This is a genomic window from Rhizobium alarense (genome assembly GCF_021555155.1).
Classification (GTDB): domain Bacteria; phylum Pseudomonadota; class Alphaproteobacteria; order Rhizobiales; family Rhizobiaceae; genus Rhizobium_D; species Rhizobium_D alarense.
Window position 1 is genome coordinate 1 of the sequence record NZ_JAKGBU010000029.1, and the last position, 24,229, is coordinate 24,229.

The window sequence follows — 24,229 nt, forward strand, 5'->3', positions numbered from 1 at the left end:
GGCGGCGCGGATATAGTCCGCGACGGCGAGCGCCGGCGCCTCGGCTTCGTCGGAAACCACCATGCCGATATGATAGTGGCCGAGGTCCGGCAGCCCGTCCTTCTCGCTGAGCGCCACCATGTCGTCGCGCACCAGAAACCGGGCGAGCGGCGCGACCGCGAGGTCCGCGCGGATCGCCGCCTGCTGGCCCATGTGATGGGCGCAGAAATAGGCGACGCGGAACTCGCGGCCGGAACGGCTCAGTTCTTCGAGCGCCTTGCCGCGCCAGATGCAGCCCTCCTCCCAGACCGAGACCGGCAGCGGGTTCTTCAGGTGGGCCGTGCCGCAGTTCTTGCCGACCCAGACGAGCTGCTCCTTGAGCAGGATTTCGCCCGGCACGGTCGCCTCCGGATTGGACGAATTGAAGATCGCGAGGTCCAGCCGCTTTTCGGCGACCGCCCGGCGCAGGGCGTTGCTCGATTCGATCGAGACGTTGACGGCGATCGACGGGAAGCTCTCGGCGAAGCGCTTCAGCACCTCCGGCAGGATCAGTTCGCCGACGTCGTCCGGTGCGCCGAGACGAACGACGCCGTTCATGTCGGGCATCATGAAGCGCGAGACGGCCTCGTTGCTGAGCGCGATGAGGCGTCGGGCATAGGAGAGGAGCACTTCGCCATGATGCGTCAGCACGACGGAGCGCGCATCGCGGCGGAACAGCGTGCAGCCGAGCAGTTCCTCCAGCTTCTTGATCTGCATCGACACCGCCGACGGCGTTCGATGGACCGATTCCGCGGCCGTCGTGAAATTGCCCGTCTCGGCAATCGCCACGAAGGTCTTGAGGATGTCGAGTTCCAGCAGCGGGAGCGATTGGCGCAGCATCAGGTTCATCGGTTCCTCCAAGATCAGATTTTTTGACTTAAAGAGTTATTTCATTTCGTTTGATTGAACCATCCATTGGAGCGATAGTCAATCTGCAATTGGACGGAAGAAAGGAGAAGTGAGATGAACAACAAGAGGTCGCAAAATCCCCTCGCCGTGCGCGTGTCGGGCCAGGGCTTTCGCTTTGCAATCCGCTCGATGGTTGATGAGGTTCTTCGCCGCCGCCGGCAACGGCGCGCCCTCGACGAACTGAACAGCCTGTCACCGGAAATCCAGCGGGACATCGGCTGGCCGGTCCGCGCAACACATGAAAACCGCTGATGCATCCAATCAAATATATTCGTTTGATTGATGAATGAGGTTGCGGCATTCTCTTCACAAGGTCGCGACCTTTCGATCAAGCCTCCCAAGCTCGAAAGGAACCCTGAGATGGCTAGCATAACATTCGAACATACGACCGGCCCGGCACACTCGGTCTCCCTGCCGCTCCGCGCGCTCTTTTCGCGGATCGCGGACGCATGGCGCCGCCACAGCGCCGAACAGGCGCTCGAAAGCCTGCCCTTCGACGTCATGAAGGATATCGGCTATCCGTCCGTTGACATCAGCGACCGGCAGCGGACGGCGCGATGAATTCGGACAGTCCCGCCCGAAAACACCGAGTAGACCAAGGCCGCCAGCTGTGATCCCGAGGGATCCGCCGGCGGCCTTTTCATTCAGCCGGTGACGATCAGCGGCACGTGCGGCGCCGCGTCCCGCGGCAGAAGGCCGGAAAGGCGCGGATCGTCGAAGACCTCGATCTGCCGCTGATAGGGCACGAAGCCGGACCGGATGTAGAAGCCAAGCGCCGACGGGTGGTCGATGCTGCAGGTATGCACCCAGAAGCGGCGAATCGACCTCGACCAGGCGCGTTCGATCGCGCGGTTCATCAGCCAGCGCCCGGCACCTTGGCCGATGATCGCCGGCGTCAGCCCGAAGAAGGCCAGTTCGCAGCTCCCCGCCTCACGGAAGTCGAGTTCCAGCAGGCCCTCGGCCTTTCCCTCCCGCAGCACGGCCCAGACTTCGACCGCCGGATCGGCAATGATCGACGTCAGTTCCTCCGCGGGCATCACGAGGCGCGACACCCACAGCCACTCCGTACCGATACGGCGATAGAGATCGCGATACCAGTCCGTCGCCGGCGCGGCGACATGCCGGAGCGTCAGACCGGGCTGCTCCGGATCCCGGCCCTTGCCGGGCCGCTCCCGCATTTCAAGACTGGTGACGACAGCCGCCAGCTTTCCCGGCGGCACATCCGTGTAACCGTTCCCCAGCATGATCCACCTTCAAAGACTCAACCCGGCCATCCTGACATCGCGACACCGTGAAAGCGACCGGTTGACCGGTCCATGGCGACGGCGGAGACCATTCTGTCCACAAATCGTTGCCGCACGGCCCCATCCCGCCCGGGAGCGTTGCCAGCCGCGCCACGCGGATTCGCAATCAGAACAGTGCCGTGACCGGACAAGCACAGGATGTGTCGCAATTGGCAACTCCCATCCAGCATTGCCAAAATGCCAGAGATCATGCGCAACGAATTGAGTTGCAAGGCCAAACGAGCGCTTCACAGTCGTGCTTATCCATGCCAATGTCGCAAACAGGAAAGCGCGACACCGGGATTCCAAGCGACGCTGGACCATAGGCACCCAACGTGGACCCTCCGATGAACAAGACACAGGTCAAAAAGCGTTCCCTCGTCTTCTTTCTTGTGCCCAACTTCTCCATGCTGCCCTTCTCGGCCGCAATCGAAACGCTCCGCATCGCCAACCGCATGCTGGGCTACGAGGCCTATAGCTGGCGCCTGGCGTCGACAGACGGCCTGCAGGTGCTGTCGTCGAGCGGTATCGGCATCGAGGTCAACTCGTCGCTCGCCGACGAGCGCAAGTTCCTCGGCGGCGAGGCCCGCCCCTCCATGCTGCTCGTCTGTTCCGGCATCTATGTCGAGGATTTCTACAACAAGTCGGTGAATGCATGGCTGCGCGAGGCCTATAATCGCGGCGTCTCCGTCGGCTCGCTCTGTACGGGCGCCCATGTGCTGGCGCAGGCCGGCCTGTTGTCCGGCAAGCGCTGCGCGATCCACTGGGAGAACCTGCCGGGCTTCGCCGAAGCCTTCCCGCAGGCCGAGGTCTATGCCGATCTCTACGAGATCGACAGCAACATCTACACCTGCGCCGGCGGCACCGCGTCGCTCGACATGATGCTCAACCTGATCGACCAGGATTTCGGCGAGAATCTTGTCAACCGCGTCTGCGAGCAGGCGCTGACCGACCGCGTCCGCGGCCCGCACGACCGCCAGCGCCTGCCGCTGCGCGCCCGGCTCGGCGTGCAAAACGCCAAGGTTCTGTCGATCATCGAGCTCATGGAGAGCAATCTCTCCGAGCCTCTCTCGCTGCTGGAGATCGCCGAAGGCGCCGACCTGTCACGCCGGCAGATCGAGCGGCTGTTCCGCCAGGAGATGGGGCGTTCGCCCGCCCGCTACTATCTCGAGATCCGCCTGGACCGCGCCCGGCACCTGCTGGTCCAGTCCTCCATGCCCGTCGTCGAGGTCGCGGTCGCCTGCGGCTTCGTGTCGGCGTCGCATTTCTCGAAGTGTTATCGCGAACTCTACAACCGCTCGCCGCAGCAGGAGCGCGCCGAGCGCAAGCTGACGCTGGCGACGGCCGCCGCCGCCGCCCGCTGATCCCGCCCTGGCGCCTTGTCTGAAGAGGGTGACTATACGGCGAGCGCCGTCATCAGAGACAGTTCGGAGAAGACCCGGTTCCGGCCGGCGTGCTTGGCCATGTAGAGAAACTGGTCCGCCGCGTTCAGGTAGTTGTCGAAGGTCTCCCGCCCGGAAATCTCCGCAAGACCGATCGACACCGTGATGGTCAGCGGTTCGCCGTCCGCGTCGATCGGTTCGGCGGCGAGCTGTTCGCGCAGTCCCTCGCTTTCCTCCAGCGCATGATCGAGATCGACGCCCTGGAAAATCACGCCGAATTCCTCGCCGCCCAGCCGGGCGAGCAGGAAGCGGTCGCCGATGCGCGCCTTCAGGCGCCGGGCGACGACCTTCAGCACCGTGTCGCCCACCTCGTGGCCGTAGGTGTCGTTCAGGCGCTTGAAGTGGTCGATGTCGAGGATCGCGATGGCGACCGTCTCACCGCGCCGCAGCGACTGGTCAACAAGACGCTGGCCGGCCTCGAAAAAGTACCGGCGATTGTAGATGTCGGTCAGAAAGTCGCGCGCCGCTATATGCTGCAGCTCCTGCACCCGCTTCTGGATCGCCGCCAGATGCTGGATCCGGCTGTTGAACTCCTCGACCAGGAACGGCTTCTGGATGAATTCGTCGCCGCCGGCCCGCAGGAACCGCGCCGCCACGATCCGGTCGGGGTCGTCACAGACGCCGACCACGCGGATGCGCTCGTCGCCGTGGCACTGGCGGATCGTCGCCAGCAGTTCGAGTCCGTCCATGTCGGCAAGCCGGAGGTCGGTCACGACCATGTCCGGCTGCTCTGTGCAGTCGAGCAGCGACAATGCGGCCGCGCCGTTCCCGGCTTCGCAAACCGAGAACTGCTGCGCACGCAGCAGCGACACGAGTTCGGCGCGCGCCTCGTCGCTGCTGGAGACGGCAAGCACCGAGGTCCGTCCGCCGGACAAGATCTTGTCGACGGCGACGACCAGTTGCTGGATTGCGGACGGATTGTCCTTGAGCACGAAGTCGAGCACGTTCTTGGCAAGAACCGTCTCGCGCGTCGTGCCGTTGAAAGCGCCGGTGAAGACCAGCGGCGGAATGCCCTTGTCGAGGATGTAGTCGAGCGCCTCGCCGTTCGGCGCGCCGGGCAGGTTGAGGTCGAGCACGGCGATCGCGAAGTCGGTCGTACCCTCCAGCAGCTGCCTGAGGCTCGTCATGTCGCCGCAATGGGTGACCGAAAGCCCCAGTTCCTGCTCGAGGCGGTAGCGGATGGCGGTGGAAAACATGCGGGAATCTTCGACCAACAGCATGCGGCGCCCCGAATGACGCCTGGATGCAGTAGCTTGCTGCGGATCGTTGTCCACGCCCACGCCTTTTTCAACCTTTATAGCGTTCCCGTCGATGCGCATTACAACCCACGGGGCTTTACCAAGCCGTTAACATGCGTCGCAAATCACCTCACGCAGGGTGAGGTTTCCGAAACACCGGAATTCCGGCCCCGATCCCCCCGGAAATTTCCAGACCGACGGCCTCTCAGGCAGCGATCCGCGCCTGTGCCGACCTGATCTGCGTCAGTGTGTCGAGGTTCTGATTCACGCGGCAGTAGAATTCCTCGTCGATGAACGGCCGCATGATGAAGTCGTTGCCGCCGGCCTTCAGGAACCGTGCCGAAAGCATGCGGTCGGTCGAGGAGGAGACGCCGATGATGCGCAGCTGGTGCGAGCCGATGGTACTGCGGATGCGGCGGGTCAGTTCGAAGCCGTCGATGTCGGGCATGTTGTAGTCCGTCACCATCAGGCCGATGTCGGCATGGGTCTTGAGCAGCGCCAGCGCCTGCGCACCGCTCTCGGCGATGCTGACGCGGAAATTGTATCGCCTCAGACGCGTCGAGAGCAGTGCTCGGGCGGTCGGGCTGTCGTCCACGATCAAAACGTGATGGCGATGGTTGGTGAGGAAGCGGCAGACCGATTCCGCCAGCATGTCCACGGCGAAGATGTTGTCCTTGATGATGTAGTCGACGATCTCCTTGGAGAGCAGCTGGTCGCGCGTCTTCTGCTGGAAGGTTCCGGTGAAGACGATGGTCGGAATGCTGAGGTCGATCAGATATTCGAGCGCCTCGCCCTTCTCCGCGCCCGGCAGGTTGATGTTGGAGATCGCCAGCGTCACTTTCTCGGAGGACTTGTCATAGGCAAGCTCAAGGTCCTCGAAGCTGCGGCAGATCTCCACGTCGATGTCGAACAGCTCCTTGAGGCGCTTCGAGATCATGGAGGTGAAGACGTTCGAGTCCTCGGCAACGAGTATGCGGTGATGCGAAAGGGATGCGCCGGAATACTGCATTCCGGAAATACCGATGAACGACATGGCTACCTTCTGAAAAAACAATTCCCCTGCGTAAACAGGTAGCCGCAAGCCTTTGCGAAAGCGTTAAATTTAGAAGGCATGAAAACATGGGGCCGCCGGGCCGGCTCGCCGAATGCGATGCGGAGCGGCCGGACAATCGCCTTTGCCGCGCCGGCTGAATGAACGCCGCCCGACAGGTGAATTGAGGACGATGCCGGCGGTCAAGCGAAAGCGCCACCAGCGCGCGCGGCAAGGGCCGCGCTACTTGACCGAAGCCGTGCCGGCGTCGAGCTCCACGTTCTCGCCGCCCGTGAGGCCGAGGCGGTCGCCGTTCGGCAGCGTCACGAAACAGCCTTCCGGGCAGATGTTCTCGGTCGCGCCCGGATCGATCGCGACCTCCATCCGGCTGCCGCCCTCGACCACCACCAGGACGGCGGTATCGGGGCCTTTGTTGGTCACCGTCGCCGCCGAAGCCGCCGCGGGGAGAAAGGCAGTCGTCAAAAGGATCGTCGTCAGTCGCAACATGTCAGCCCGGCGCATCGCGCGCCGCCCTCTCAAAGCCCGGAGCAACACTATCGCTCCTCGCAGGCTTTGCACAGGGTTTAAACCGCCATGGCTGAATGCGGCGTGAATGTGGCGTTCAGGAGCCTGCAGCCCGATCCGGCGGCATGCCGGTCTCCGCCGACGGCCCGGACGTCCCGGCGGCGAAAGGCGCTGCCGCCCGTTCCAGCAGGGACGACAGAAGGGCCGCCCCTTCCGGACTGATCTTGACCGGAACCTCCGCCGCCGCGGGGCCGGAGAGCGGAATCTCCTCCTGTCTCAGCCGTTCCAGGATCGAGGCCCTCAAGTCCGTGCGTGCGGTCGTACCGTTGAGCACGTCGGCGACGAAGGCCCTGACCTCGAAGTCGAGGGTGAGCGGCGAAAAGGCGAGAAAGACGACGAGCGGCTCGGGGTTGCGCAGCAGCATCGCATGGTTTCTCGCGACATCCGCGAGGATCTCCATCACCCGACGCGGGTCGTTGCCGCCATGCACGCTGATCGCGAGGTCGACGCGGCCGAACTTGTTGCGATGCGTCCAGTTGCCGACTTGTCCGTTGATGAGGACCGAATTCGGCACGATGACGGACTGCCGCTGGAAGGTCTCGATCTCGGTGGCGCGCACGGAGATGCGCCGCACGAAACCCTCCGTCGTCCCCGCCACCACCCAGTCGCCCACCTTGAAGGGCCGCTCGGCGAGCAGGATGAGCCCGGAGACGAAGTTCGAGACGATGTTCTGCAGGCCGAAACCGATGCCGAGGGAGAGCGCACCGGCAACGAGCGCGAAGCTCGACAGGTCGATGCCGGCCGACGATATGCCGATCAGACCGGCAATCGCCACCCCCGCATAGCCGACGGCCGTGCGCACGGAATTGCGGACGCCGGGATCCACATGGCTGCGCTCCATCACGTTGCCGTCCACCCAGCGCTGGAACCAGCGTGTCAGCAGCAGGCCGAACGCGAAGACCAGGATGCCGGCGACGATGCCGACGAGCGAGATCGAGAAATTCCCGATCCGGATTTCGGTGAACATCCGATAGGCCCAGGCCTGGATGTCGCCCACCTGGAAGCCCCAGAGCAGGAAGATGATCGGCAGGCCGAACAGCAGGACGAAGAAGTAGATGCCGAGGCCGAAAACGAGCGCCACCTGATCGAGTGCGATCGGCGAGAGCTTGTAGTGCTCGGCCAGATGCCGGCCGAGCGACGTCTCGACGAAGGCACCGGGCTTGGACACGGCCTTGCCGGCGAGGATGCCGATATACATGGTGATCAGCATCGCACCGGTGATGACGATCTGCGTCGCGACGAAGCGCGCCAGCCCGACATAGCCGAAGAGCGCCGCCCCGATGAGCAGGAGGCCCGTCAGCAGCAGCGCGACCGAAAAGGCGCGCGGCCAGGGCCGGCCAGCGACATGGGGATCGCCCCCCTTCTCGACCATCGGCTTGATGCGCGACATCCAGATGAGGATCAGGCCGATGACGACGGCCGCGAGCAGGCTCTTGATCACCGTCACGATGATCGGCGAGCCCATCGCCTCGCTGATGCCGCCGAACATGTAGTCGAGCGCATTGGCGATCACCATCGCGAAGATGGCGAAGCCGAGCAGGCGCGCGCCATGGTCCGAGACGTTTACCAGGCGCCATTGCGCCCGGTCCGGCGCCAGGACGGCGCGGCTGAGGCTGGTGACGAAGACGACGCTGACAAGCATCGACAGCGTGATCGAGATGATCGGCGCGATGTCCGGCCGGAGGATGTTCAACCCCTCGAACAGGCCGTAGGTCGCGACGACGAAGACGGTGAGCGCGAAGGTCGGCACGGTTGTCGAGAAGAAGGCGACCGTCAGGCGGCGGGTGAAGGTCGGTCGCTCGGTCGTCGCGTGATGGCGCGCGATCAGCGGACCGAAAAGGCGCCGCCCGCCGGCATAGAAGGCGAGCCCGAGCAGGATCGATATGGAAATGGCCGTGTAAAGGGCGCTGCGCTTGTAGGCCCAGACGAAGCGAAGCCAGCTGCCGACCGCACGGCGCAGCGTATCGCCCTCGCTAACAAAAGCGTCGCCGGCATCCGACAGCATCGTCGGCGTGATCTCCGTGCGCCGGAAGAGCGTGTTGGTGAAGAGATCGCGGCGGATCCGCGTGATCTGGTCGGACAGTTGCGTCGCATCGATCGACAGGCTCTCGGCATTGCCTGTCACCGCATTGATCTCGGCACGCTCGGCCGTCAGCCGCTGCCGCTCCGCGTCGACCACCGCCGATTCGGGGGCCGCCCCGTCTGCCGGCGCGGGTCCGAGTTCGTCGAGACGCCCCTTGATCTGGTTGAAGCGCTCGCGCGTGCCGACCGAAGCGTTGATGATGTCGCGGGTCAGCGCCTCCACCTTGACCTTCAGCTCGGCAAGTTTCGGCTCGTCCTCGCGCGCGGCCTCGACCGCCACCCTCAGATCGGCGAGTTGCCTGCGCGCGCCGTCAAGCTTGGTGATGGCGTCTGCCGCGACATTGGTGACGACCGTTTCGTCCGCGGCCGCGCCGGCGTCCTGCGCCGGCGCCGAGGTCGCGAACAGGGCCGTCAGCAAGAGCAGGGACAGCAGGAAATAACGGATCGTTCGCAGCATTCACCGCCTCGCAGACAGAATCGCATGGGCAAAATATGAGGAGGGAGCGGCGATTGAAAGGCGCCGTATTCAGAAGCCCGAACCGGGCTGGGCGAGATAGGCCACCTCCGCCGGCGTGGACGGCCGGCCGAGATAGTCGTTGCGATGCGGAAACCGCCCGAACTCCCGGATCACGTCGCGGTGGCGCAGGGCATAGTCGAGATACGTTTCATCGCCGAAAGCCTCGAATAGGGCCACCGCCTCGTCCTGCGCGGCAAGGTCCTCGGCATGTTCGAACGGCATGTAGAAGAAGTGGCGCCGGTCCTGGCCGACGGCGCGGTCCGCGCCGAGGTCGATCGCGAGTCGCGCCTCGCGGAGCGCCATCCAGTCGGTCGCGAAGGCCAGCGGCGACGCCCGGTACATATTGCGCGGGAACTGGTCGAGCACGATGACGGCCGCAAGTCGGGCTTCGGGCGTCGCGTGCCACTCGGCCGTCACCGCCCGCGACAGCGCGACATGGGTCGCTGCGAAGCGATCGCGGATATGCGCGTCGAATTCCGGGGACGAACGGAACCAGTCCTTCGAATCCAGGGTCTCGCACCAATAGCCGATGACGTCGGCGGGCGAGACGATTTCGGCGGACCCCATGCAAGCTCTCCTCGGTGGCACAACCGTCCAGATAGGTCCTGCGATGCTCCGGGGCAAGGTCGTCAGCGGCGGTTGAGGATGACGACGAAGGCGATGCCGCCGACGAGCCCCGTCACGATGCCGATCGGCATGTCCTGCGGCGCCATGACGAGCCGGGCGACGACGTCGGCGCCGATGAGCAGGATCGCACCGACCGCCGCCGACAGCGGAATGACGCGGGCATTGTCGCTTCCGGCGAAAAAGCGGACGAGATGCGGGACCATCAGCCCGACGAAGCCGATGGCACCGGAAAAGGCGACCATGACACCGGTGACGAGTGCCGTGACGACGAAGAGCGAGGCGCGCAGTGCGCCGACGTGCACGCCGAGCGTCAGGGCCGTTTCATCGCCCATCGCCAGCGCGTTGATCTCGCGGGCCTTGAGGCAGAGCCAGGCGAGCGAGGCGGCAAGGACCAGCGCGGGATAGACGAGATGGCTCCATTGCGCGAGCCCGAGTCCGCCGAGCATCCAGAAGACGACCGTATGCGCCGCCCTTGGATCGCCGAGGAAGATCAGAAGGTTGGCGAGCGCGGCGACGACGGAGGAGACGGCGACGCCGGAGAGCACCAGCCGGTCGGCCGTACCGCCCGAGAAGCGCGTCACGCCGAAGACGACCGCCGTGGCGGCAAGGGCGCCGGCGAAGGCGAACAGCGGCACCGTCAGGAGGCCGAAGACCAGGCCGGTGTGCAGCAGCGCGAAGATCGCTCCGAAGGCGCCGCCCGACGAAACGCCGAGCAGATGCGGATCGGCGAGCGGATTGCGCGTCACGGGCTGGAGCACCGCACCGACGGTCGCGAGCCCGGCGCCCACGAGGCCGGCCAAAAGCGTGCGCGGAAAGCGGACATCCCAGACGATGCTTTCCCGTCCCGCGCTCCACGTTGCCTCGAATGTCCCCGGCACGATCTTGTTGACGACGATCGACCAGACCGCGGTGACTGCGATCGGCGTCGCGCCGAGCGAAACGCCGGCGGTGATCGAGGCGAACAGCAGGAGGACAAGAACGATCAGCAGGGGATAACGGCCGCGCGCCATGGAGTATCGCAGGACTTGAGGGAAGGAAACGCACGGGCGCCGGAGAGCGCCCGTGCCGCAACGGTGGCGTGTCACATGTTGCGCGGATGCAGCGCATCGGCGAGCCGGGCGATGGCCTGGATGTTGCGCGGGCCGGGCGTGGCCTCGACATATTGCAGGATGACGAAACGGTCGTTCTTCACCGCGTCGATGTTCCTGAAGGCCGGGTTTTCCCTCATGAAGGCGATCTTCTGTTCCGCCGTCACCTCGCCGTAGTTGACGATGACGATCACTTCGGGATTGCGCTCGATGACCGGCTCCCAGGAGACCTCCGTCCAGCTCTTCTCGACGTCGTCCATGACGTTGACGCCGCCCGCAGCCTCGATCATCGCCGTCGGGATGCCGAAGCGGCCGGAGGTGAAGGGCTTTTCCTCGCCCGAATCGTAGACGAACACCCGAACAGGTTTCGCGATCGCGCCGATGCGCCTGGTCGTCGCCTCCAGCCCCTTTCGATAGCCGGCGACAAGCGCCTCGGCCCTGCCCTCGACGCCGAAGATCCTGCCGAGGTTGAGGAGATCCGTGAACATGTCGTCCATGCTCGGCTTGCCCTTCCGCATGATGTGGATGCAGCTTTCGCTCAGTTCGTAGACCTTGATGCCGAAGGACGAGAGCGTCTCCGGCGTGACCTCGCCGCCGACCTTCATGCCGTAGTTCCAGCCGGCGAAATAGAAGTCCGCGTCGGCGCCGAGCAGCACTTCCCTGCTGGGATATTGCGGCGAAAGCTCCGGCAGTTCCCGCACGCCCTCGCGCAGCGTCTCGTCCAGCGTCTTCCAGCCGGACACGCCGGTATAGCCGACCATGCGGTCCTGGAGCTTCAGGGCGAGCATCATCTCGACGAGATTGACGTCGTTGGCGATCGCCCGGGACGGCGCCGCGTCGAAGGTGACGTCGCGGTTGCAGCTCCTGACGGTCACGGGATGGGCGAGCGCCGGGGCGGTGCTCAAGAGCAGCAGCGCCAGGGAAAGGCGCAGCAGAGTGGCAGGCATCGGAATTCCTCTCGTTCAGTTGGCAATGGTGAAATGGAACCGGCGGGTGCGGTCGGCGGATTGCGCGACGGCGGAGACCCCGAAGACGTCGGAGAGCAGCGCGGTGCCGAGCACCGAATCCGGCGTGCCGAAGGCCGCCAGGCGGCCGTCCTTCAGGACCGCGACCCGGGTCGCGAAGTCGGCCGCGAGGTTGATGTCGTGCAGCGTCGTGACGATCGTCAGTCCGAGTTGCCGCAGGAGTTCGAGCAGTTCGAGCTGGTGGCGGATGTCGAGGTGGTTCGTCGGCTCGTCGAGGATGACGATGCGCGGCTCCTGCGCGAGCGCGCGGGCGACGAGAACGCGCTGCTTCTCGCCGCCGGACAGCGTCGCGAACTGTCGGCCGGCGAGCGACGCAAGGCCCAGGTGATCGAGCGCATGCGCGACCGTCGCGCGGTCGCGGTCGGTCCAGCCGGCAAGGCCCTCGCGATGCGGGATGCGGCCCATCATGGCCACGTCGCGCACGCTGAAGGGAAAGTCGGCCGGCATTTCCTGCAGAACGACGGCGATCCGGCGTGCCACGTCGCGCGCCGCCAGTCCGTTGATATCCTCGCCATCGAGATGCACCGTGCCGCGCAGCGGGCGGTGGGCGCGGTAAAGGCAGCGCAGCAGCGACGACTTGCCCGCGCCGTTCGGGCCGATGATCGCCATGCGGTCGCCGGCCGCAATCGAGAATTCCACGTCGCGTACGAGGAGGAGCGACGGCCTGGGCCCCCAGGAGAGACCGGTGGCGCTGAGCTCCGCGCCATTCGAAAGGCAGGTCATGACCGTCTCCCCGCTAGGCGGCCGGAGCCGGCGCGATGCGCGCCCGCGTCTTGCCCCGCAGCAGGGCCGGACGTTCGGCCTCCCGCGTCAAGCCGTCCGGCCGCAGCACGTAGAGCGCCACGAATTCGGCGAGCGCCGGCACGTCGCCGTCGGCCGAGATCGCCTGGAACAGATAGGTCGTCCGCCCGGGCGACTGGATAGAGACAGCCGCAGGTGCGTCGCATGCGGCCATGCAGCGGCCCTCGACGACGTGCACGCGCATCGCCGGCCGTATCAGGGCGGCAAGCGCATCGCCGATTAGCCGGCCCGGTCGTGCGCGCGCGCCCTTCCGACGGCAGTCGGCGCAGACCGTGATGGTGATGTCGGAATTGTCAGATGCCATGGTCGACCTCCTGCGGATTTTCCGGGAGGCCTGGCAAAATCTCTGAACCGGAACCCTGCGGTTCCGGGCAAAAGCCCATGCGCGTCCATCGGAACACCCCGTCCGCTGTGGTTTCAAGGATCGATGGCAGGTCTCCTGGCTCGCGGGTCTCGGCACGTCCGCGCCTTCCCGGCCCTTCGGCCAGTGGCACGATGCGAACGCACTTTCCGCTTACAGTTGCGGGGGCAGCCACGGTCTCGGCCCCTGATGGGTAGTCCTCACCGTGTTCCCTTTTCAGCAGCGCCGGATTCTCTCCCGGCACCGCACCATCGCCGTCCGACATGCCACAAACTTCCACAGCCGACAATCCGAAAGTCGAACGAGCGTCCGACGCAATCTGTAATGTCATAACGTTACACAATAGATCAAGCAATTTTATTGCGGTCGGAGAGGTGGTCTTTACCTCTTGGCGGCTAGGATCGTTTTCGCACACTCGCGACTGGAACGGAGCGCAGGCCTTGCTCAAGTGGAACCGGATCACCGACGGGAAGCGCTACGACGCCTTCGCCTTCGACCTCCTCGTCGGCCTCGAAGGCTCGACGAAACGGGCCTATCTGGATGCGGCCAGCGATCCCGCACCGACGATCGGCATCGGCTTCAACCTCCGCTACAATCTCGAACCGGTGCTGAGAGCGATCGTCGGGGATGCCCATTGGGACGCGACGCTCGAGGAGCGGTTGCAGTCCGTCATCGACCGTAGTTATGCGAGCGGCGAGACGTCGCTGCTCAACAGCCGGCTGGATGCCGTCATGCGCGCCTGGCGAAGCGACGAGGACGCGACGGTACCGGCCAGCTTCACGTTCTCCTCAGACGACGAGATCGCGGCGGCGCTCGACGCCATCGCCCCCGCCTACGACGCGATGATCGACCGCTGGATCGCCGCCATCCCGGAATCGCGCGAACGCGCCGTGCTGTTCAGCATGACCTACAACGCCCCCTCGCTGCTCGGCCCCAAGCTGAAAGCCGCGGTGCTCTCCGGCGACCGTGCCGAAGCCTGGTACGAGATCCGCTTCAATTCCAACGGCAGCGCCATTCCGGGCATCGCCAACCGGCGGTATGTCGAGGCGGAGCATTTTCGCCTGTTCCGCGACGAGGACACGGCGACCAGGAAGGAAGCGCTCGACGCCGGGCGCATGTATGCCGATCATCGCGGCCACATCCTCTGGTACGAGGCGACCTACGATCCCGACGCGGCCGGTGCGATCAAGGGCCTGCCGGGCGTCGACGCGATGCTGGCCGAATACGCCCCGGCGATTGCCAGGCTGAAGGCAGTCTACGACGTCGGCAAGGCCTTCGGATCGGAGGAGCTGCAGGTGGCAACCGCCGCGCGCACCAGGCTCGAAGGCGACGGGACCTCGGCCGGCTCGAAGGCTGACGACGCGGATTTGCTGATCGGCGCAGCGCAGGCGAACCGGTTGCTCGGCGGCAAGGGCGCAGACGCTCTGATAGGGCTGGGTGGCGCCGACATCCTCAAGGGCAGCACGGGCCAGGACTGGCTGCAGGGCGGCATCGGAGCCGACAGGCTTGCGGGCGGCGGCGGCGCCGACCGTTTTGTTTTCCGCTCCGCCGCGGAAATCGGCGGCACGGCGACGGGCGGCGACGTCATCCTCGATTTCGTCCCGGGACGCGACGTGATCGACCTTTCGCCGATCGACGCAAACCGCAGCCTCACCGGCCATCGTTTCCTGTGGCTCGACGACGAAGGGGCGGCCTTCTCCGGCGAGGCCGGCGAACTGCGCTGGTACCATGACGCCGCCGGCGGGCGCAGCGTGACGCGTGTCGAGGGCGATCTCGACGGCGACGGCCAGGCGGATTTTTCGCTGCAGCTACAAGGCAGGCTCGTCCTGACAGCCGACGACTTCCTGCTGTAGCGGCCTGGTCGCGGCCTGACAGGCCGCCGAGATTCCGGTCACCATTGACGCTTGACGCTTACATAGCTCACCGGCTATATATAAATTCATAGCCAACGAGGTATCAATGGACATGTCGGACGGTCAGGACGTGCTTTTCAGAACGCTTGCCGATCCGACGCGCCGCGCCCTGTTCGAACGCCTGTGCCGCGAAGGAGAAAAGACCGTCGGCGCCCTGACCGCCCGGGCCGGCGTGTCGCAACCCGTCGTCTCGAAGCACCTCAAGCTCCTCAAACAGGCGGGACTGGTGAACGACCGGCACGAAGGCCGCCAGACGCACTACAGCGCCCGCCTCGCCGCGCTCTCGCCGCTGGTCGACTGGACGAGCGAAATGACCGGATTCTGGCAAAACCGCTTCGACGACCTCGAGGATCTGCTGAAAAGGATGGACCAATGACCGCCACCGCCGCCGAAACGCTTTCCGTCGTCATCGAGCGCGAAATTCCGTTTCCGCCGGAGAAGATCTGGCGCGCGCTGACGCAGCCGCACCTGATCGCCGAATGGCTGATGAAGACCGACTTCATGCCCGTCGTCGATCACCGTTTCAGCTTTCGCGCCGACTGGGGTTCGGTCGACTGCCAGGTCCTGACGGTCGAACCGGACAGGACGCTGGCCTATAGCTGGGGCGACAGCCGCCTCAGCGGCGTCGTCACCTGGACGCTCACCCCGACCGGCAACGGCACCAGCCTGCGGATGGAGCAGACGGGCTTCCGGCCGGATCAGCCGCGCTACTACCAGGGCGCCCGGAGCGGCTGGCCGACGTTCCTCGCAAATCTCGATCAGGTGCTGGCACGGATGGACTGACCGCTGCCACGCGCGGAAGCCGCCGATCGATCACCGGCCCGCGACGTTTGTATTTGGAGGAGGTTTTCATGAACTGGAACATAGGGATCCGCCGGTTTCATCGCTGGCTCTCGATGGGCTTCACGCTGGCGGTCGTCGCCAATCTCGTCGCCATGGGACAGGAACAGTCCGCCCTCTGGGTGGGGCTGCTGGCGCTGCTTCCGCTGATCCTGCTGCTCGTCACCGGTCTCTATCTGTTCGCACTGCCCTATGCGGTCAGATGGCGAAGCGGCCGTGCCGCCCGCGGATAGGAGGGCCGGGATGACCGACGGGACGGGCGCAAAGCCCCGGAAAGGCGCAACGAAGAGCCCGGCCGACCGCAAGGCGTCGAAGGAACCCGCGATGCCCGGCGGCGTGGTCCTGCTTTCCGGCGGCAATCCGCAGATCGCGAAGGGCTACGGCGACGCCCCGGTGCAGGCCTATCTCGCGGCGATGCCCGGTTGGAAAAGCGCGGTCGGGCGCCGCATCGACACGCTCGTCGTGAGGGTGGTTCCCGACGTGCAGAAGGCCGTCAAGTGGAACTCGCCCTTCTACGGCAAGGAGGGAGACGGCTGGTTCCTCAGCTTTCACTGCATGACGAAATACGTGAAGGTGGCCTTCTTCCGGGGCGCGTCGCTCGACCCGCCGCCGCCAGGCCCGTCCCGGCAGAAGGACGTCCGCTACCTCGACGTCTACGAAAATGCCCCGTTCGACGAAGCACAGTTCACCGACTGGGTGAACCAGGCGAGCCGGCTGCCCGGCGAAAAGATGTAGACGACCTGCACCATGATGAAAGGGACATCCGCCATGACGACAAGCGGTTCGACCGACGAACAGTCCGCCTCCCGGCTGATCGACGTGAAAATCAGGGAGCTCGCCGGCTGGCGGGGCGAAACGCTTGCCCGTCTCCGGACCCTGATCCGGCAGGCCGTGCCCGACGTCACCGAGGAATGGAAGTGGCGCGGAGTGCCGGTCTGGTCGCATGGCGGCATCATCTGCACCGGAGAGACCTACAGGTCCGCCGTGAAGATGACGTTTGCCAGGGGCGCGTCGCTGGAGGACCCGGCGGGCCTGTTCAATGCCAGCCTCGAGGGCAACACCCGGCGCGCCATCGACTTCCACGAGGGTGATGAAATCGACGAGGAAGCGCTGAAGGCGCTTGTCCGCGCCGCTGCGGCACTGAACGCATCGGCCGGGCCGCGAAAGCCCTCGCGGGGCACGTGAGCCAGGCCGCTCAGCGACGGCGCATCGCCGGAGACCGACCGATATCCGCTCGCGACGCCGGCATTCCCCCTGACAAACGCCAAGAATAAGCCGAAACGGAATACTTTCCGAAAAACAGTAAATTTACAAAACACAAGTTTCGGGGTCTATTGCGACCGGTATCACCTTAGCGGAGACTTCCGGCCATGATCTTCGGTATGACGCCCTTCACGCTTTTTCACGTCGTGCTCAGCCTCGTCGGCATCGTCAGCGGCTTCGTCGTGCTCTACGGCTGGCTGCATTCGGACCGCATGTCCGGCTGGACGGCGACCTTCCTGTTCACGACGGTCGCGACCGTCGTCACGGGTTTCCTGTTTCCCTTCAGCGTCTTCACGCCGGCGATCGGCGTCGGCATCATCACCGGCCTGTTCCTGATCGGCGCACTGGTGGCGCTCTATCGCTATAGGCTCGCCGGGCGCTGGCGCGCCGTCTTCATCCTCTGTTCCACCGTGTCGCTCTACTTCAACACTTTCGTCCTGGTGGTGCAGTCCTTCCTGAAGATCGATGCGCTGAACGCGCTGGCGCCGAACGGCAACGAGCCGCCCTTCGCCATCGCCCAGGCGATCGTGCTCCTGTTTTTCGTCATTGTAGGCCAGCAGGCGCTGAAGCGCTTCCATCCCCTGCCCGCCTGAGTCCAGGCCAAGGACAAACGAACATGTGATTTGGCGCCGGCGCCCGTGCCGGTTAGCCTCTCGGTCGCACCATCAGCCAAGGAAACAGACGATGAAGACAGTTCTCGTTCTCGCATCCGCGATCGGCTTTGCTGCGTCCGCGGCCTATGCCGAATGCAGCTATCACTCCAAGGTCAATGCCGCCGTCGATACGGAGACGACCACGGCCAGCATCTCGAAATCCGAAACGGAAACGGCCGAGGCCGACGAGGACCTCATTCTCGACCGGAAGGCCGAGGAAGCCAGCGAATAATCCGGCCCGCATGCGCTGACCCGGGATCATGCCGCCCGTCGGGCCGCGCGATCGTGCGCGGCCGCGAAACGCATCAACGCCCCACACGCAGCGCGAACGGCCGCCCAGCAGATTGGCTTCTGCCTCGAATGCCGCAGCACCGCCAATCCGGAAAACGAATTAAAATCAGATAGATAAAAACGAAGTGGTGTCCACGAGAGGATTCGAACCTCCGACCCCAGGATTCATACCACTTCGGCTTTCGCCGCCGCCCGAGGACGTTCGTGGTCTGGACTGTCCCTTCACCCTGGACCGAAGTCTTTAGGCGCTGCCCGTCCAGTCTCTACACCTTCGCCGGATTTCTCCGGCGCTTGGCTCGGGATCGGCAGCCGCGTGCGGCAGAGCTTTCCCCGACTTTGAGCAGATCGACTGCAGAGTTTCCCGCTGCAGCCCCCAATTTTCTTTAGGAATCCTGTGCTCTATCCTGCTGAGCTACGTGGACATTCTTCGTGCGTCCCTCCCTTATCCGAGTGACGCTGATTCATCAACACCTTTGGCGTCGCCGCGAACCCGAACGGGCTGCCGGATGTCCCGCCCCTCCATCGCCCTCCTGTCGACGGTTTCGAACCGTCGAGGGCACGGGCGGGGTAGCGCATGTCGCACGGCGTCGTCACGAACGGGGCACCGGCCGCAATCTCGGCCGCAGGGGTCCGGCAGCGTCTTCGCCGTATTCATCCGCGTCGGCACGTCGTCCCCGGCAAGCAGGATGCGCGGGCGTACGGGCGGGGGCGCCGACCTGCGGCAGGCGCTCCGGATGCCCGCCCTCGTCGCAGCCCGCCTCCAGACCGAACAGGGTCAACACGGCACAAGCGGCAGACTGCCCCAACCTGCCATAACCGCCGTCATGCGAAACCTCGTCGTACGCGCGAACGCCCTCCTCGAGACGCACCGGACATCGATGTCCAAACCGGCTTGACCAAGACGGCCGCGCCAGCCGCGCACGGTCTGTAGATCGCGACAAACGATCTGCAACGTCATTGGCGTTAAAGGAAAATTTTGGAAAATCAGCGGATTAATGGTGGGTGATCACGGGCTCGAACCGTGGACCCGCTGATTAAGAGTCAGCTGCTCTACCAACTGAGCTAATCACCCACACAACCGCTCCGGCGGTCTGGAGGGGCGTATAATGGCCTTGCCGCAGCTTGTCTACCCATTGCAGCAAATTTTCTTCGGTTAACGCGACGGCAAGGCGGCGATCGCGCGCCGCGGCCTCAGAGATCGAGGGTGCCGCGCGCGATCCGCACCGCCTGGCCGCCGATGCGCGCCGTGGCGATCTGCCCGCCTGCCACGTCGAGATGCAGGTGCAGGAACGAGGGGCGCCCCATCTCGACTCCCTGCTCGATCAGGAACGGGTGGTGGCCGTCGACGGGCCCGTCGAAGAAGCCGATCGCACCGGATAGCGCCGCCACGGCCGAGCCTGTCGCCGGATCCTCGACGATCCCCATTTCCGGCGCGAACATGCGGGCGTGAAACCGCGCGACGTGGTTGACGCCGCCGCGGCAGTAGATGTAGGCGGCGGCAAGCCGGCCGTCCGCGAAGGGCGCGCAGCGCTCCCACAGCATCGGGTCGAAATCCACGGCGGCCGCCGCCGCCAGATCATGCACCGGCACCAGGACGAAGGGCACGCCGGCGCTCCAGAGCGACGGCACATGATTCTCAAAGCCGATCTGCGTCGACTTCAGCCCGAAAGCGTCGGCCAGCGCCTGCCGGTCGAGCGTCGCGTCGAGCCGGGTGGACTTTCGCGGCAGGTCGAACTCGGCGAAGGAAGCGCCCTCCGCGGCAAGGCGAACGGCGCAGCGGACCGGCCCGACCTTCTCCTCCAGGACACTGACGAGATCGAGCGGGCGCGCCCGGTCGCCGTGCAGCCGCTCGGCGATCGCCACGGCAGCACCGACGGTCGGGTGTCCCGCGAAAGGCAGCTCGCGCGCCGGCGTGAAGATCCGCAGCCGCGCGGCATGGGCGCCGTTCCCGGCAGAGGACACGAAAACCGTTTCCGACAGGTTGAACTCCCCGGCAATTGCCTGCATCGCCGCGTCCGTCAGCGCATCGGCCTCGAAGACGACGGCGAGCGGATTGCCCGCGAGCTTGCGTTCGCTAAAGACGTCATAGATCGCATAGGGATGCGACACGGCACTCACTCCCGTTTCCCTCTGCCTGCTGCAGCAACGATCGGACCGTCGCATGGCCGGGACGGCCGCGGCAAGCCGTAATCAGCGTTTCTCACGATCGAAGAACCAGGCAAGGACCGGCGGCATGAAGGCGGGATAGGCAAAGGCGTCCGGGCGGGCGTCGCGGATCGCCAGAGCCTGGTCGATCTCCTGCTCCTCGGCATGCAGGATATGTGTGGCGATGCCCGCGAGCAGTTCGTCCGCCGTCGAGCCGAAACGATAGACGCGCAGCACCGTGACGGCGCGGTCGACGCGCACGGCATGAACCGTCGCGTCGGCCCGGGCATCCGCGAGCACGAGCCCGATCTCCTCGTGCACCTCCCGCGCCATGTTGGCGAAGAGGTCAACCCGGCCGTCGGCGACGTCGTTCGGCTCAAGCGAGCCGGCGGCACAGTAGACCTTGCCGGGATTGGCCGTATGGCGGGACATCCGCACCGCGATCAAAGCCCCGTCGGACGAAACGACGAGCGGAAGGCCGAAGAGATGGAAGCCCTTGCAATCGGGTTGGCGCCGGCGCCAGAGCAGAAAGGTGGCATAGGGCGTCACATGGGCGTTCGCGGCAAGCACGCCGGCCGCGAGAACCGGCGCATCGATCAGCAGCATGTCGCCGTTGAAGAGAGCCGGATTGGCGGCGATCTCCGCCTGCCAGTTCGCCGCCGCCGCCACATGCTCGGCGGCGTGAAAGGGATGAGGCCCGGCAGCCAGCCGGATCGCCAGCCCGGCGAGCGGAAAGACCTGCCCCTCCGCCGGCCAGCCGGCGAAAGGATCGTCGGCCGGTGCATCGATCATATGTCGAGGCTCATGACGACGGGACAATGGTCCGATGCCTTCGGCCGGTCCCAGCCGATCCTCGGATAGCGCTCCACCTCCTGGCCGGGCGGGAATGGCGTGCGGAACGGCTGGCCGCCGCGCACGATCTCCGGCATCGCCGTCGCATTGCGCGCCGCCAGCGCCGGCGACAGCCAGATATAGTCGAGCTGGCAGAGGTGGCGCTCTTCCGGTCCGCGGCTGTGGAAGAGCGTCCAGCGATCGTCGACCGGCCGGCGCAGCACGGCGTTCTCGACGAAGCCGTCCTGGCTCAGGACATCGAGCGCGCTTGCCGCCTCGTCGACCGCGCGGAACCGATACCCGTTGCGCCGGTCGCCCTCCACGACGAGCTTCTCCTGGTAGTCGTTGAAATCGCCGCAGATGACGAAGCTCTTGTTTGCCGTGTGTCCCGCTCCGAAGCGGTTCTCGATGATGCGCCGGACCGCCTTGGCCTCGGCGACGCGGATCGGCATCGTCGCGGCGCGCCCGTCGAGGTCGTCGCGACCCGGCCCCATCGATTTGAAATGCACGACATAGAGCGTGACGGGCCGGTTGCCGATCCTCAGGTCGAGTTCCAGGCAGTCGCGCTTGAAGATGCGGTCGTCCTGGTTCAGCGACGGCGCAAGGTCCGACGTAAAGAGGCCGAAGTCGCGGTAGGTGATGCCCGCGTGGCTGCGCACGTCGACGCATTCGATCTTCTGGCCGTCGCGTGTCTCCTCGCGCATCAGCACGGCGACGTCGATGCCGCGCGTGTCGTTGCCCTCGATCAGGTAGTGCTGGCGGTAACCGCTGCCGACCATCTTGAAGAGATAGCCGTATTCGAAGGCGCGCAGCGATTCGAGGTTGTCGACCTCCTGCAGGCAGAGGATATCGGCATCCGCATCGGCGATCGCCAGCGCCGAATGCTGCCGCGCATCGTCGGTCAGCGCGATCGTGCGCGCCTCCTCGAGCCGCTGGTATTCCGCCTCGTTGCGGATGTCGAAGAGCCTCAGCACCCGGTCCTGCCGCACCTGGTTGCGAAAGCCGGTGAAGTCGAAGCGGGTGAGCAGGTTTTCCACGTTGAAGGTGGCGATGCGGAGCGTCATGGGCAGCGGAATTCCGGGATGCGGCTGCGCGGAGTTTATCCGCTGGCTGCCGATTGGAAAGACGCTTTCGTCACCGGCCGGAATGAATCGGGCGGAGCGATCCGGGCGAATAAACGCGCTTGCCGGACCGTCACGAGACAATCATCATGACAGGGCTCCGGCAATGCGTTGGCAGCGGGGAGAGACTCATGACGTGCGGCCGGTCGGGTGGCGGTTTCACATTTGTGCTGATCTGCATCGCCTTCCTGCTGTCGGGCGCGGCGGCGCAGGCGGCCGACTCCTATATCGACGCGCCGGGCAATGCCGCACGCGCTGTCGCGACGCTCGTCGACGAGATGGGGCGGCAGCCTCTCGTCCACTCGATCCGGATCACCGACGACGAAATCGCTCTGCGCGTTTCGGGCCAGACGCGGCCCGGCGATCTCGACGAGTGGACGATCGGCAATGTTCGGCGCTTCTTCCTGGATTTCGAGGTCACCGCCGGCCCCCGCGCCTTCCGCTCGCAGGGCCTCGTCGCAAACGAAGCCGCCGGCCTCTTCCCGCTGGCCGATCTCGCGCTCGGCCAGGTCTCGCAGATCGCCGCGAAGGCGAAGGCCTATGCCCGCCTTGAGGGCCAGCCGACGGTGCAGTCGATCGAGATCGGCAAGCAGATCAGCATCCTGCCGCAGCCGGAATACGGCGACGTCCGCTGGGCGATCTACATCACCACCGACCGGGAGAGCGCGACGGTGCGCACGGACGCCGCCGGCAACATCGTGAGCGCCGACCTCTCGAACACCAACCGTGCCCGCCTCATGGACATGGTGATGGACGACGACTGGCCGAAGGAGGAGGCGCTCGCCGACCTCGCGGCCGTCATCGGCCCGGCGCCGCGCCTCCGGGAGTTCAGCATCAGCCCGAAATCGCTGAGCCTCAAGGTGGACCACGCCACCCTGCCCGACCAGGTGCAGACCTACGGCTGGACGATCTCCGGCGTCACCGGCGACCCGGTCCTTTTTCCGCTCTTTCCCGGCACCAGCGACGCGGAGCGCTTCTCCCTCGTCGACGTCGACCTTTCGAAGCTCGCGGCGGTTCGGCAGGCGGCGCTGACGGCCTGGGACTACCCGCAGGCGCGCATCAACTACATGGCGCTCAAGCGGTTTTCCAACGCAGCGAACGGGCCGGAGCTGCGGTGGGTCGTCAGCCTCATCGACGTGGGCGTGAAGGACGCCCTGTTTGCCGGCACCGGAACGGTGGAGGTATCGCCCACAGGCTCCGTGCGTACGATCAATCTGCCGCGCTACCGGCAGAAACAGCAGGATTTCCTGACGCCCACGTCGCTCGAAAGCCTGATCGACCGGCTGCGCAGCGAACTCGGGTCAAAGACACGCTTCGCCGAGATCACCGTCCATAAGGACAGGGCCGACGTCCGCGCCGAGGACCAGGCTCAACCCGGAAAGCTCGCGAGCTACAGCGTCGACGGTTTCGAGATCACCCGGTCGACCCCGCTGATGCCCTGGTCCAGCCAGTTGCAGGAAGACCAGCTCTTCTCGCTCGACGACCTCGCCTTCTTCAAGGCCGTGGCGCTCGGAGAACTGACGCGGCAGACCTACGAGCGGCTCGGCGTGCGCACGGACGACATGGCTGTGTCGCGCTACACCTTCTCGGTCGGCCAGTTGCCGATGCCGGACGGCGGCTTCATGCTGCCTTCGCCCGACGGCAAGGTGACGCTGGAAATCCGCCTCGAGGCGGCGGACGGCTGGAAAGGCGGGCGCGTCACCTACAATTCGCACGGCGAAGCCTTCGACATCGTGACGCCGTAAGAGCACGGGAGAGCAACAAGGGACAGGAAGGGATGTTGGGGACTATCGGTTTTCGTCACGCCGCGTTTGCTGCGGCGGTCTTTCTCAGCCTGGCGCCGGCCGCCGTCGCCCAGGACAAGTTCGGCGCCATCGCCTATTCGCCCCAGACCGGCGCGCATGGCTGGTCCGAGGCCTTCGCGACACAATCCGAGGCGGAGGAGGCCGCGCGCGTCAGCTGTGCCCGGCATGCGAGCGACTGCCGCACGGCGGCCTGGTTCAAGAATGCCTGCGGCGCGCTCGCGACCGGCCCGAACGGCTGGGGCGCCGACTGGGGACGCAACACGGCCGAGGCGCAGGCCAAGGCGATCGATGCCTGCGTGCCGCATTCCAAACAGTGCCGCATCCTGAAGTGGCTCTGCACGGGCATGGACTAGGCGGACAT

At 65.5% G+C, this 24,229-nt stretch carries 27 protein-coding genes, 1 tRNA gene and 1 riboswitch; of the genes, 13 read left to right on the top strand and 15 right to left on the bottom strand.

Features of this window, described 5'->3' with window-relative positions:
- The coding region (locus LXM94_RS11070; protein ID WP_235771334.1) for a LysR family transcriptional regulator at positions 1–867 on the bottom strand (867 nt) is incomplete at its 3' end.
- A gap of 114 nt (positions 868–981) precedes the next feature.
- On the opposite strand from LXM94_RS11070, the gene LXM94_RS11075 reads away from it, so the two are divergent.
- On the top strand, positions 982–1,179 hold the full coding sequence (locus tag LXM94_RS11075; RefSeq protein WP_235771335.1) for a hypothetical protein: 198 nt from the start codon (positions 982–984) through the stop codon (positions 1,177–1,179).
- A 108-nt stretch (positions 1,180–1,287) separates the two neighbouring features.
- Complete coding sequence (locus LXM94_RS11080) at positions 1,288–1,488, top strand: hypothetical protein (protein WP_235771336.1); 201 nt, start codon at positions 1,288–1,290, stop codon at positions 1,486–1,488.
- An 83-nt stretch (positions 1,489–1,571) separates the two neighbouring features.
- Here the strand turns inward: LXM94_RS11080 and LXM94_RS11085 are convergent, their stop codons facing one another.
- Positions 1,572–2,174: a GNAT family N-acetyltransferase gene (locus LXM94_RS11085; RefSeq protein ID WP_235771406.1), complete on the bottom strand. Its 603-nt coding sequence runs from the start codon at positions 2,172–2,174 to the stop codon at positions 1,572–1,574.
- Between the two features lie 383 nt (positions 2,175–2,557).
- Between LXM94_RS11085 and LXM94_RS11090 the strand changes: the two genes are divergently transcribed.
- Positions 2,558–3,574 (top strand): GlxA family transcriptional regulator, encoded by a 1,017-nt coding sequence (locus tag LXM94_RS11090; RefSeq protein WP_235771337.1) that lies wholly within the window; start codon positions 2,558–2,560, stop codon positions 3,572–3,574.
- A 32-nt stretch (positions 3,575–3,606) separates the two neighbouring features.
- Here LXM94_RS11090 and LXM94_RS11095 read toward each other — a convergent pair whose 3' ends face one another.
- The 9 genes from LXM94_RS11095 to LXM94_RS11135 form a co-directional block, all read right to left on the bottom strand.
- On the bottom strand, positions 3,607–4,848 hold the full coding sequence (locus LXM94_RS11095; protein WP_235771338.1) for a GGDEF domain-containing response regulator: 1,242 nt from the start codon (positions 4,846–4,848) through the stop codon (positions 3,607–3,609).
- Between the two features lie 247 nt (positions 4,849–5,095).
- Positions 5,096–5,923, bottom strand: a complete 828-nt coding sequence (locus tag LXM94_RS11100) for a response regulator (RefSeq protein ID WP_235771339.1) — start codon at positions 5,921–5,923, stop codon at positions 5,096–5,098.
- A gap of 240 nt (positions 5,924–6,163) precedes the next feature.
- On the bottom strand, positions 6,164–6,361 hold the full coding sequence (locus tag LXM94_RS11105; protein ID WP_408015623.1) for a hypothetical protein: 198 nt from the start codon (positions 6,359–6,361) through the stop codon (positions 6,164–6,166).
- 181 nt (positions 6,362–6,542) lie between these two features.
- The gene (locus LXM94_RS11110; RefSeq protein WP_235771340.1) at positions 6,543–9,044 is read right to left on the bottom strand and encodes a DUF3772 domain-containing protein; all 2,502 of its coding nucleotides are present in this window, start codon (positions 9,042–9,044) and stop codon (positions 6,543–6,545) included.
- Positions 9,045–9,113: 69 nt separating this feature from the next.
- Positions 9,114–9,671 carry a DUF924 family protein gene (locus tag LXM94_RS11115; protein WP_235771342.1) on the bottom strand — a complete coding sequence of 186 codons (558 nt, stop codon included), beginning with the start codon at positions 9,669–9,671 and terminating at the stop codon, positions 9,114–9,116.
- Positions 9,672–9,733: 62 nt separating this feature from the next.
- Positions 9,734–10,741: a FecCD family ABC transporter permease gene (locus LXM94_RS11120; protein ID WP_235771343.1), complete on the bottom strand. Its 1,008-nt coding sequence runs from the start codon at positions 10,739–10,741 to the stop codon at positions 9,734–9,736.
- A 71-nt stretch (positions 10,742–10,812) separates the two neighbouring features.
- A complete protein-coding gene (locus LXM94_RS11125) occupies positions 10,813–11,766 on the bottom strand; it encodes an ABC transporter substrate-binding protein (RefSeq protein ID WP_235771344.1) in 954 nt (317 codons plus the stop codon).
- A 15-nt stretch (positions 11,767–11,781) separates the two neighbouring features.
- Positions 11,782–12,567: an ABC transporter ATP-binding protein gene (locus LXM94_RS11130; protein ID WP_235771345.1), complete on the bottom strand. Its 786-nt coding sequence runs from the start codon at positions 12,565–12,567 to the stop codon at positions 11,782–11,784.
- Between the two features lie 13 nt (positions 12,568–12,580).
- A complete protein-coding gene (locus tag LXM94_RS11135) occupies positions 12,581–12,949 on the bottom strand; it encodes a DUF1636 family protein (RefSeq protein ID WP_235771346.1) in 369 nt (122 codons plus the stop codon).
- 108 nt (positions 12,950–13,057) lie between these two features.
- Positions 13,058–13,274, bottom strand: a riboswitch (cobalamin riboswitch).
- Between the two features lie 172 nt (positions 13,275–13,446).
- On the opposite strand from LXM94_RS11135, the gene LXM94_RS11140 reads away from it, so the two are divergent.
- The 8 genes from LXM94_RS11140 to LXM94_RS11175 all read left to right on the top strand — a co-directional run bounded on the left by LXM94_RS11140 (position 13,447) and on the right by LXM94_RS11175 (position 17,907).
- Positions 13,447–14,859, top strand: coding sequence for a M10 family metallopeptidase C-terminal domain-containing protein (locus LXM94_RS11140; RefSeq protein ID WP_235771347.1), 1,413 nt, complete (start codon positions 13,447–13,449; stop codon positions 14,857–14,859).
- A gap of 112 nt (positions 14,860–14,971) precedes the next feature.
- Positions 14,972–15,295 carry an ArsR/SmtB family transcription factor gene (locus LXM94_RS11145; protein WP_235771409.1) on the top strand — a complete coding sequence of 108 codons (324 nt, stop codon included), beginning with the start codon at positions 14,972–14,974 and terminating at the stop codon, positions 15,293–15,295.
- On the top strand, positions 15,292–15,702 hold the full coding sequence (locus tag LXM94_RS11150; RefSeq protein WP_235771348.1) for an SRPBCC family protein: 411 nt from the start codon (positions 15,292–15,294) through the stop codon (positions 15,700–15,702). Before LXM94_RS11145 ends, LXM94_RS11150 begins: the two co-directional genes overlap by 4 nt.
- A gap of 68 nt (positions 15,703–15,770) precedes the next feature.
- Positions 15,771–15,992, top strand: coding sequence for a hypothetical protein (locus LXM94_RS11155; RefSeq protein WP_235771349.1), 222 nt, complete (start codon positions 15,771–15,773; stop codon positions 15,990–15,992).
- Positions 15,993–16,002: 10 nt separating this feature from the next.
- Positions 16,003–16,494, top strand: coding sequence for a DUF1801 domain-containing protein (locus LXM94_RS11160; RefSeq protein WP_408015624.1), 492 nt, complete (start codon positions 16,003–16,005; stop codon positions 16,492–16,494).
- 12 nt (positions 16,495–16,506) lie between these two features.
- Positions 16,507–16,944, top strand: a complete 438-nt coding sequence (locus LXM94_RS11165) for a DUF1801 domain-containing protein (protein WP_235771350.1) — start codon at positions 16,507–16,509, stop codon at positions 16,942–16,944.
- 185 nt (positions 16,945–17,129) lie between these two features.
- Positions 17,130–17,615, top strand: a complete 486-nt coding sequence (locus tag LXM94_RS11170; RefSeq protein WP_235771351.1) for a hypothetical protein — start codon at positions 17,130–17,132, stop codon at positions 17,613–17,615.
- Positions 17,616–17,706: 91 nt separating this feature from the next.
- Positions 17,707–17,907: a hypothetical protein gene (locus LXM94_RS11175; RefSeq protein ID WP_235771353.1), complete on the top strand. Its 201-nt coding sequence runs from the start codon at positions 17,707–17,709 to the stop codon at positions 17,905–17,907.
- Between the two features lie 1,055 nt (positions 17,908–18,962).
- Here the strand turns inward: LXM94_RS11175 and LXM94_RS11180 are convergent.
- The 4 genes from LXM94_RS11180 to LXM94_RS11195 form a co-directional block, all read right to left on the bottom strand.
- A tRNA-Lys gene (locus LXM94_RS11180) sits at positions 18,963–19,038 on the bottom strand.
- 119 nt (positions 19,039–19,157) lie between these two features.
- Positions 19,158–20,075, bottom strand: a complete 918-nt coding sequence (locus tag LXM94_RS11185) for a PhzF family phenazine biosynthesis protein (RefSeq protein WP_235771413.1) — start codon at positions 20,073–20,075, stop codon at positions 19,158–19,160.
- Between the two features lie 81 nt (positions 20,076–20,156).
- Positions 20,157–20,903, bottom strand: coding sequence for an NUDIX hydrolase (locus LXM94_RS11190; RefSeq protein ID WP_235771355.1), 747 nt, complete (start codon positions 20,901–20,903; stop codon positions 20,157–20,159).
- Positions 20,900–22,006 (bottom strand): endonuclease/exonuclease/phosphatase family protein, encoded by a 1,107-nt coding sequence (locus LXM94_RS11195; RefSeq protein ID WP_235771356.1) that lies wholly within the window; start codon positions 22,004–22,006, stop codon positions 20,900–20,902. The genes LXM94_RS11190 and LXM94_RS11195 overlap by 4 nt, the downstream gene beginning before the upstream one ends.
- 188 nt (positions 22,007–22,194) lie before the next feature.
- Between LXM94_RS11195 and LXM94_RS11200 the strand changes: the two genes are divergently transcribed.
- Together LXM94_RS11200 and LXM94_RS11205 are read left to right on the top strand one after the other, a co-directional pair.
- A complete protein-coding gene (locus tag LXM94_RS11200; protein ID WP_235771357.1) occupies positions 22,195–23,808 on the top strand; it encodes a hypothetical protein in 1,614 nt (537 codons plus the stop codon).
- Positions 23,809–23,840: 32 nt separating this feature from the next.
- On the top strand, positions 23,841–24,221 hold the full coding sequence (locus LXM94_RS11205) for a DUF4189 domain-containing protein (protein WP_235771358.1): 381 nt from the start codon (positions 23,841–23,843) through the stop codon (positions 24,219–24,221).
- Positions 24,222–24,229 lie beyond the last annotated feature (8 nt).

Coding starts and splice junctions, on each gene's coding strand:
- LXM94_RS11145 (WP_235771409.1), top strand. CDS start 14,972: ATGTCGGACGGTCAGGACGTGCTTTTCAGAACGCTTGCCGATCCGACG.
- LXM94_RS11150 (WP_235771348.1), top strand. CDS start 15,292: ATGACCGCCACCGCCGCCGAAACGCTTTCCGTCGTCATCGAGCGCGAA.
- LXM94_RS11130 (WP_235771345.1), bottom strand. CDS start 12,567: ATGACCTGCCTTTCGAATGGCGCGGAGCTCAGCGCCACCGGTCTCTCC.
- LXM94_RS11120 (WP_235771343.1), bottom strand. CDS start 10,741: ATGGCGCGCGGCCGTTATCCCCTGCTGATCGTTCTTGTCCTCCTGCTG.
- LXM94_RS11115 (WP_235771342.1), bottom strand. CDS start 9,671: ATGGGGTCCGCCGAAATCGTCTCGCCCGCCGACGTCATCGGCTATTGG.
- LXM94_RS11175 (WP_235771353.1), top strand. CDS start 17,707: ATGAAGACAGTTCTCGTTCTCGCATCCGCGATCGGCTTTGCTGCGTCC.
- LXM94_RS11100 (WP_235771339.1), bottom strand. CDS start 5,923: ATGTCGTTCATCGGTATTTCCGGAATGCAGTATTCCGGCGCATCCCTT.
- LXM94_RS11205 (WP_235771358.1), top strand. CDS start 23,841: ATGTTGGGGACTATCGGTTTTCGTCACGCCGCGTTTGCTGCGGCGGTC.
- LXM94_RS11155 (WP_235771349.1), top strand. CDS start 15,771: ATGAACTGGAACATAGGGATCCGCCGGTTTCATCGCTGGCTCTCGATG.
- LXM94_RS11075 (WP_235771335.1), top strand. CDS start 982: ATGAACAACAAGAGGTCGCAAAATCCCCTCGCCGTGCGCGTGTCGGGC.
- LXM94_RS11110 (WP_235771340.1), bottom strand. CDS start 9,044: ATGCTGCGAACGATCCGTTATTTCCTGCTGTCCCTGCTCTTGCTGACG.
- LXM94_RS11135 (WP_235771346.1), bottom strand. CDS start 12,949: ATGGCATCTGACAATTCCGACATCACCATCACGGTCTGCGCCGACTGC.
- LXM94_RS11165 (WP_235771350.1), top strand. CDS start 16,507: ATGATGAAAGGGACATCCGCCATGACGACAAGCGGTTCGACCGACGAA.
- LXM94_RS11095 (WP_235771338.1), bottom strand. CDS start 4,848: ATGTTTTCCACCGCCATCCGCTACCGCCTCGAGCAGGAACTGGGGCTT.
- LXM94_RS11200 (WP_235771357.1), top strand. CDS start 22,195: ATGACGTGCGGCCGGTCGGGTGGCGGTTTCACATTTGTGCTGATCTGC.
- LXM94_RS11125 (WP_235771344.1), bottom strand. CDS start 11,766: ATGCCTGCCACTCTGCTGCGCCTTTCCCTGGCGCTGCTGCTCTTGAGC.
- LXM94_RS11090 (WP_235771337.1), top strand. CDS start 2,558: ATGAACAAGACACAGGTCAAAAAGCGTTCCCTCGTCTTCTTTCTTGTG.
- LXM94_RS11195 (WP_235771356.1), bottom strand. CDS start 22,006: ATGACGCTCCGCATCGCCACCTTCAACGTGGAAAACCTGCTCACCCGC.
- LXM94_RS11190 (WP_235771355.1), bottom strand. CDS start 20,903: ATGATCGATGCACCGGCCGACGATCCTTTCGCCGGCTGGCCGGCGGAG.
- LXM94_RS11160 (WP_408015624.1), top strand. CDS start 16,003: ATGACCGACGGGACGGGCGCAAAGCCCCGGAAAGGCGCAACGAAGAGC.
- LXM94_RS11170 (WP_235771351.1), top strand. CDS start 17,130: ATGATCTTCGGTATGACGCCCTTCACGCTTTTTCACGTCGTGCTCAGC.
- LXM94_RS11080 (WP_235771336.1), top strand. CDS start 1,288: ATGGCTAGCATAACATTCGAACATACGACCGGCCCGGCACACTCGGTC.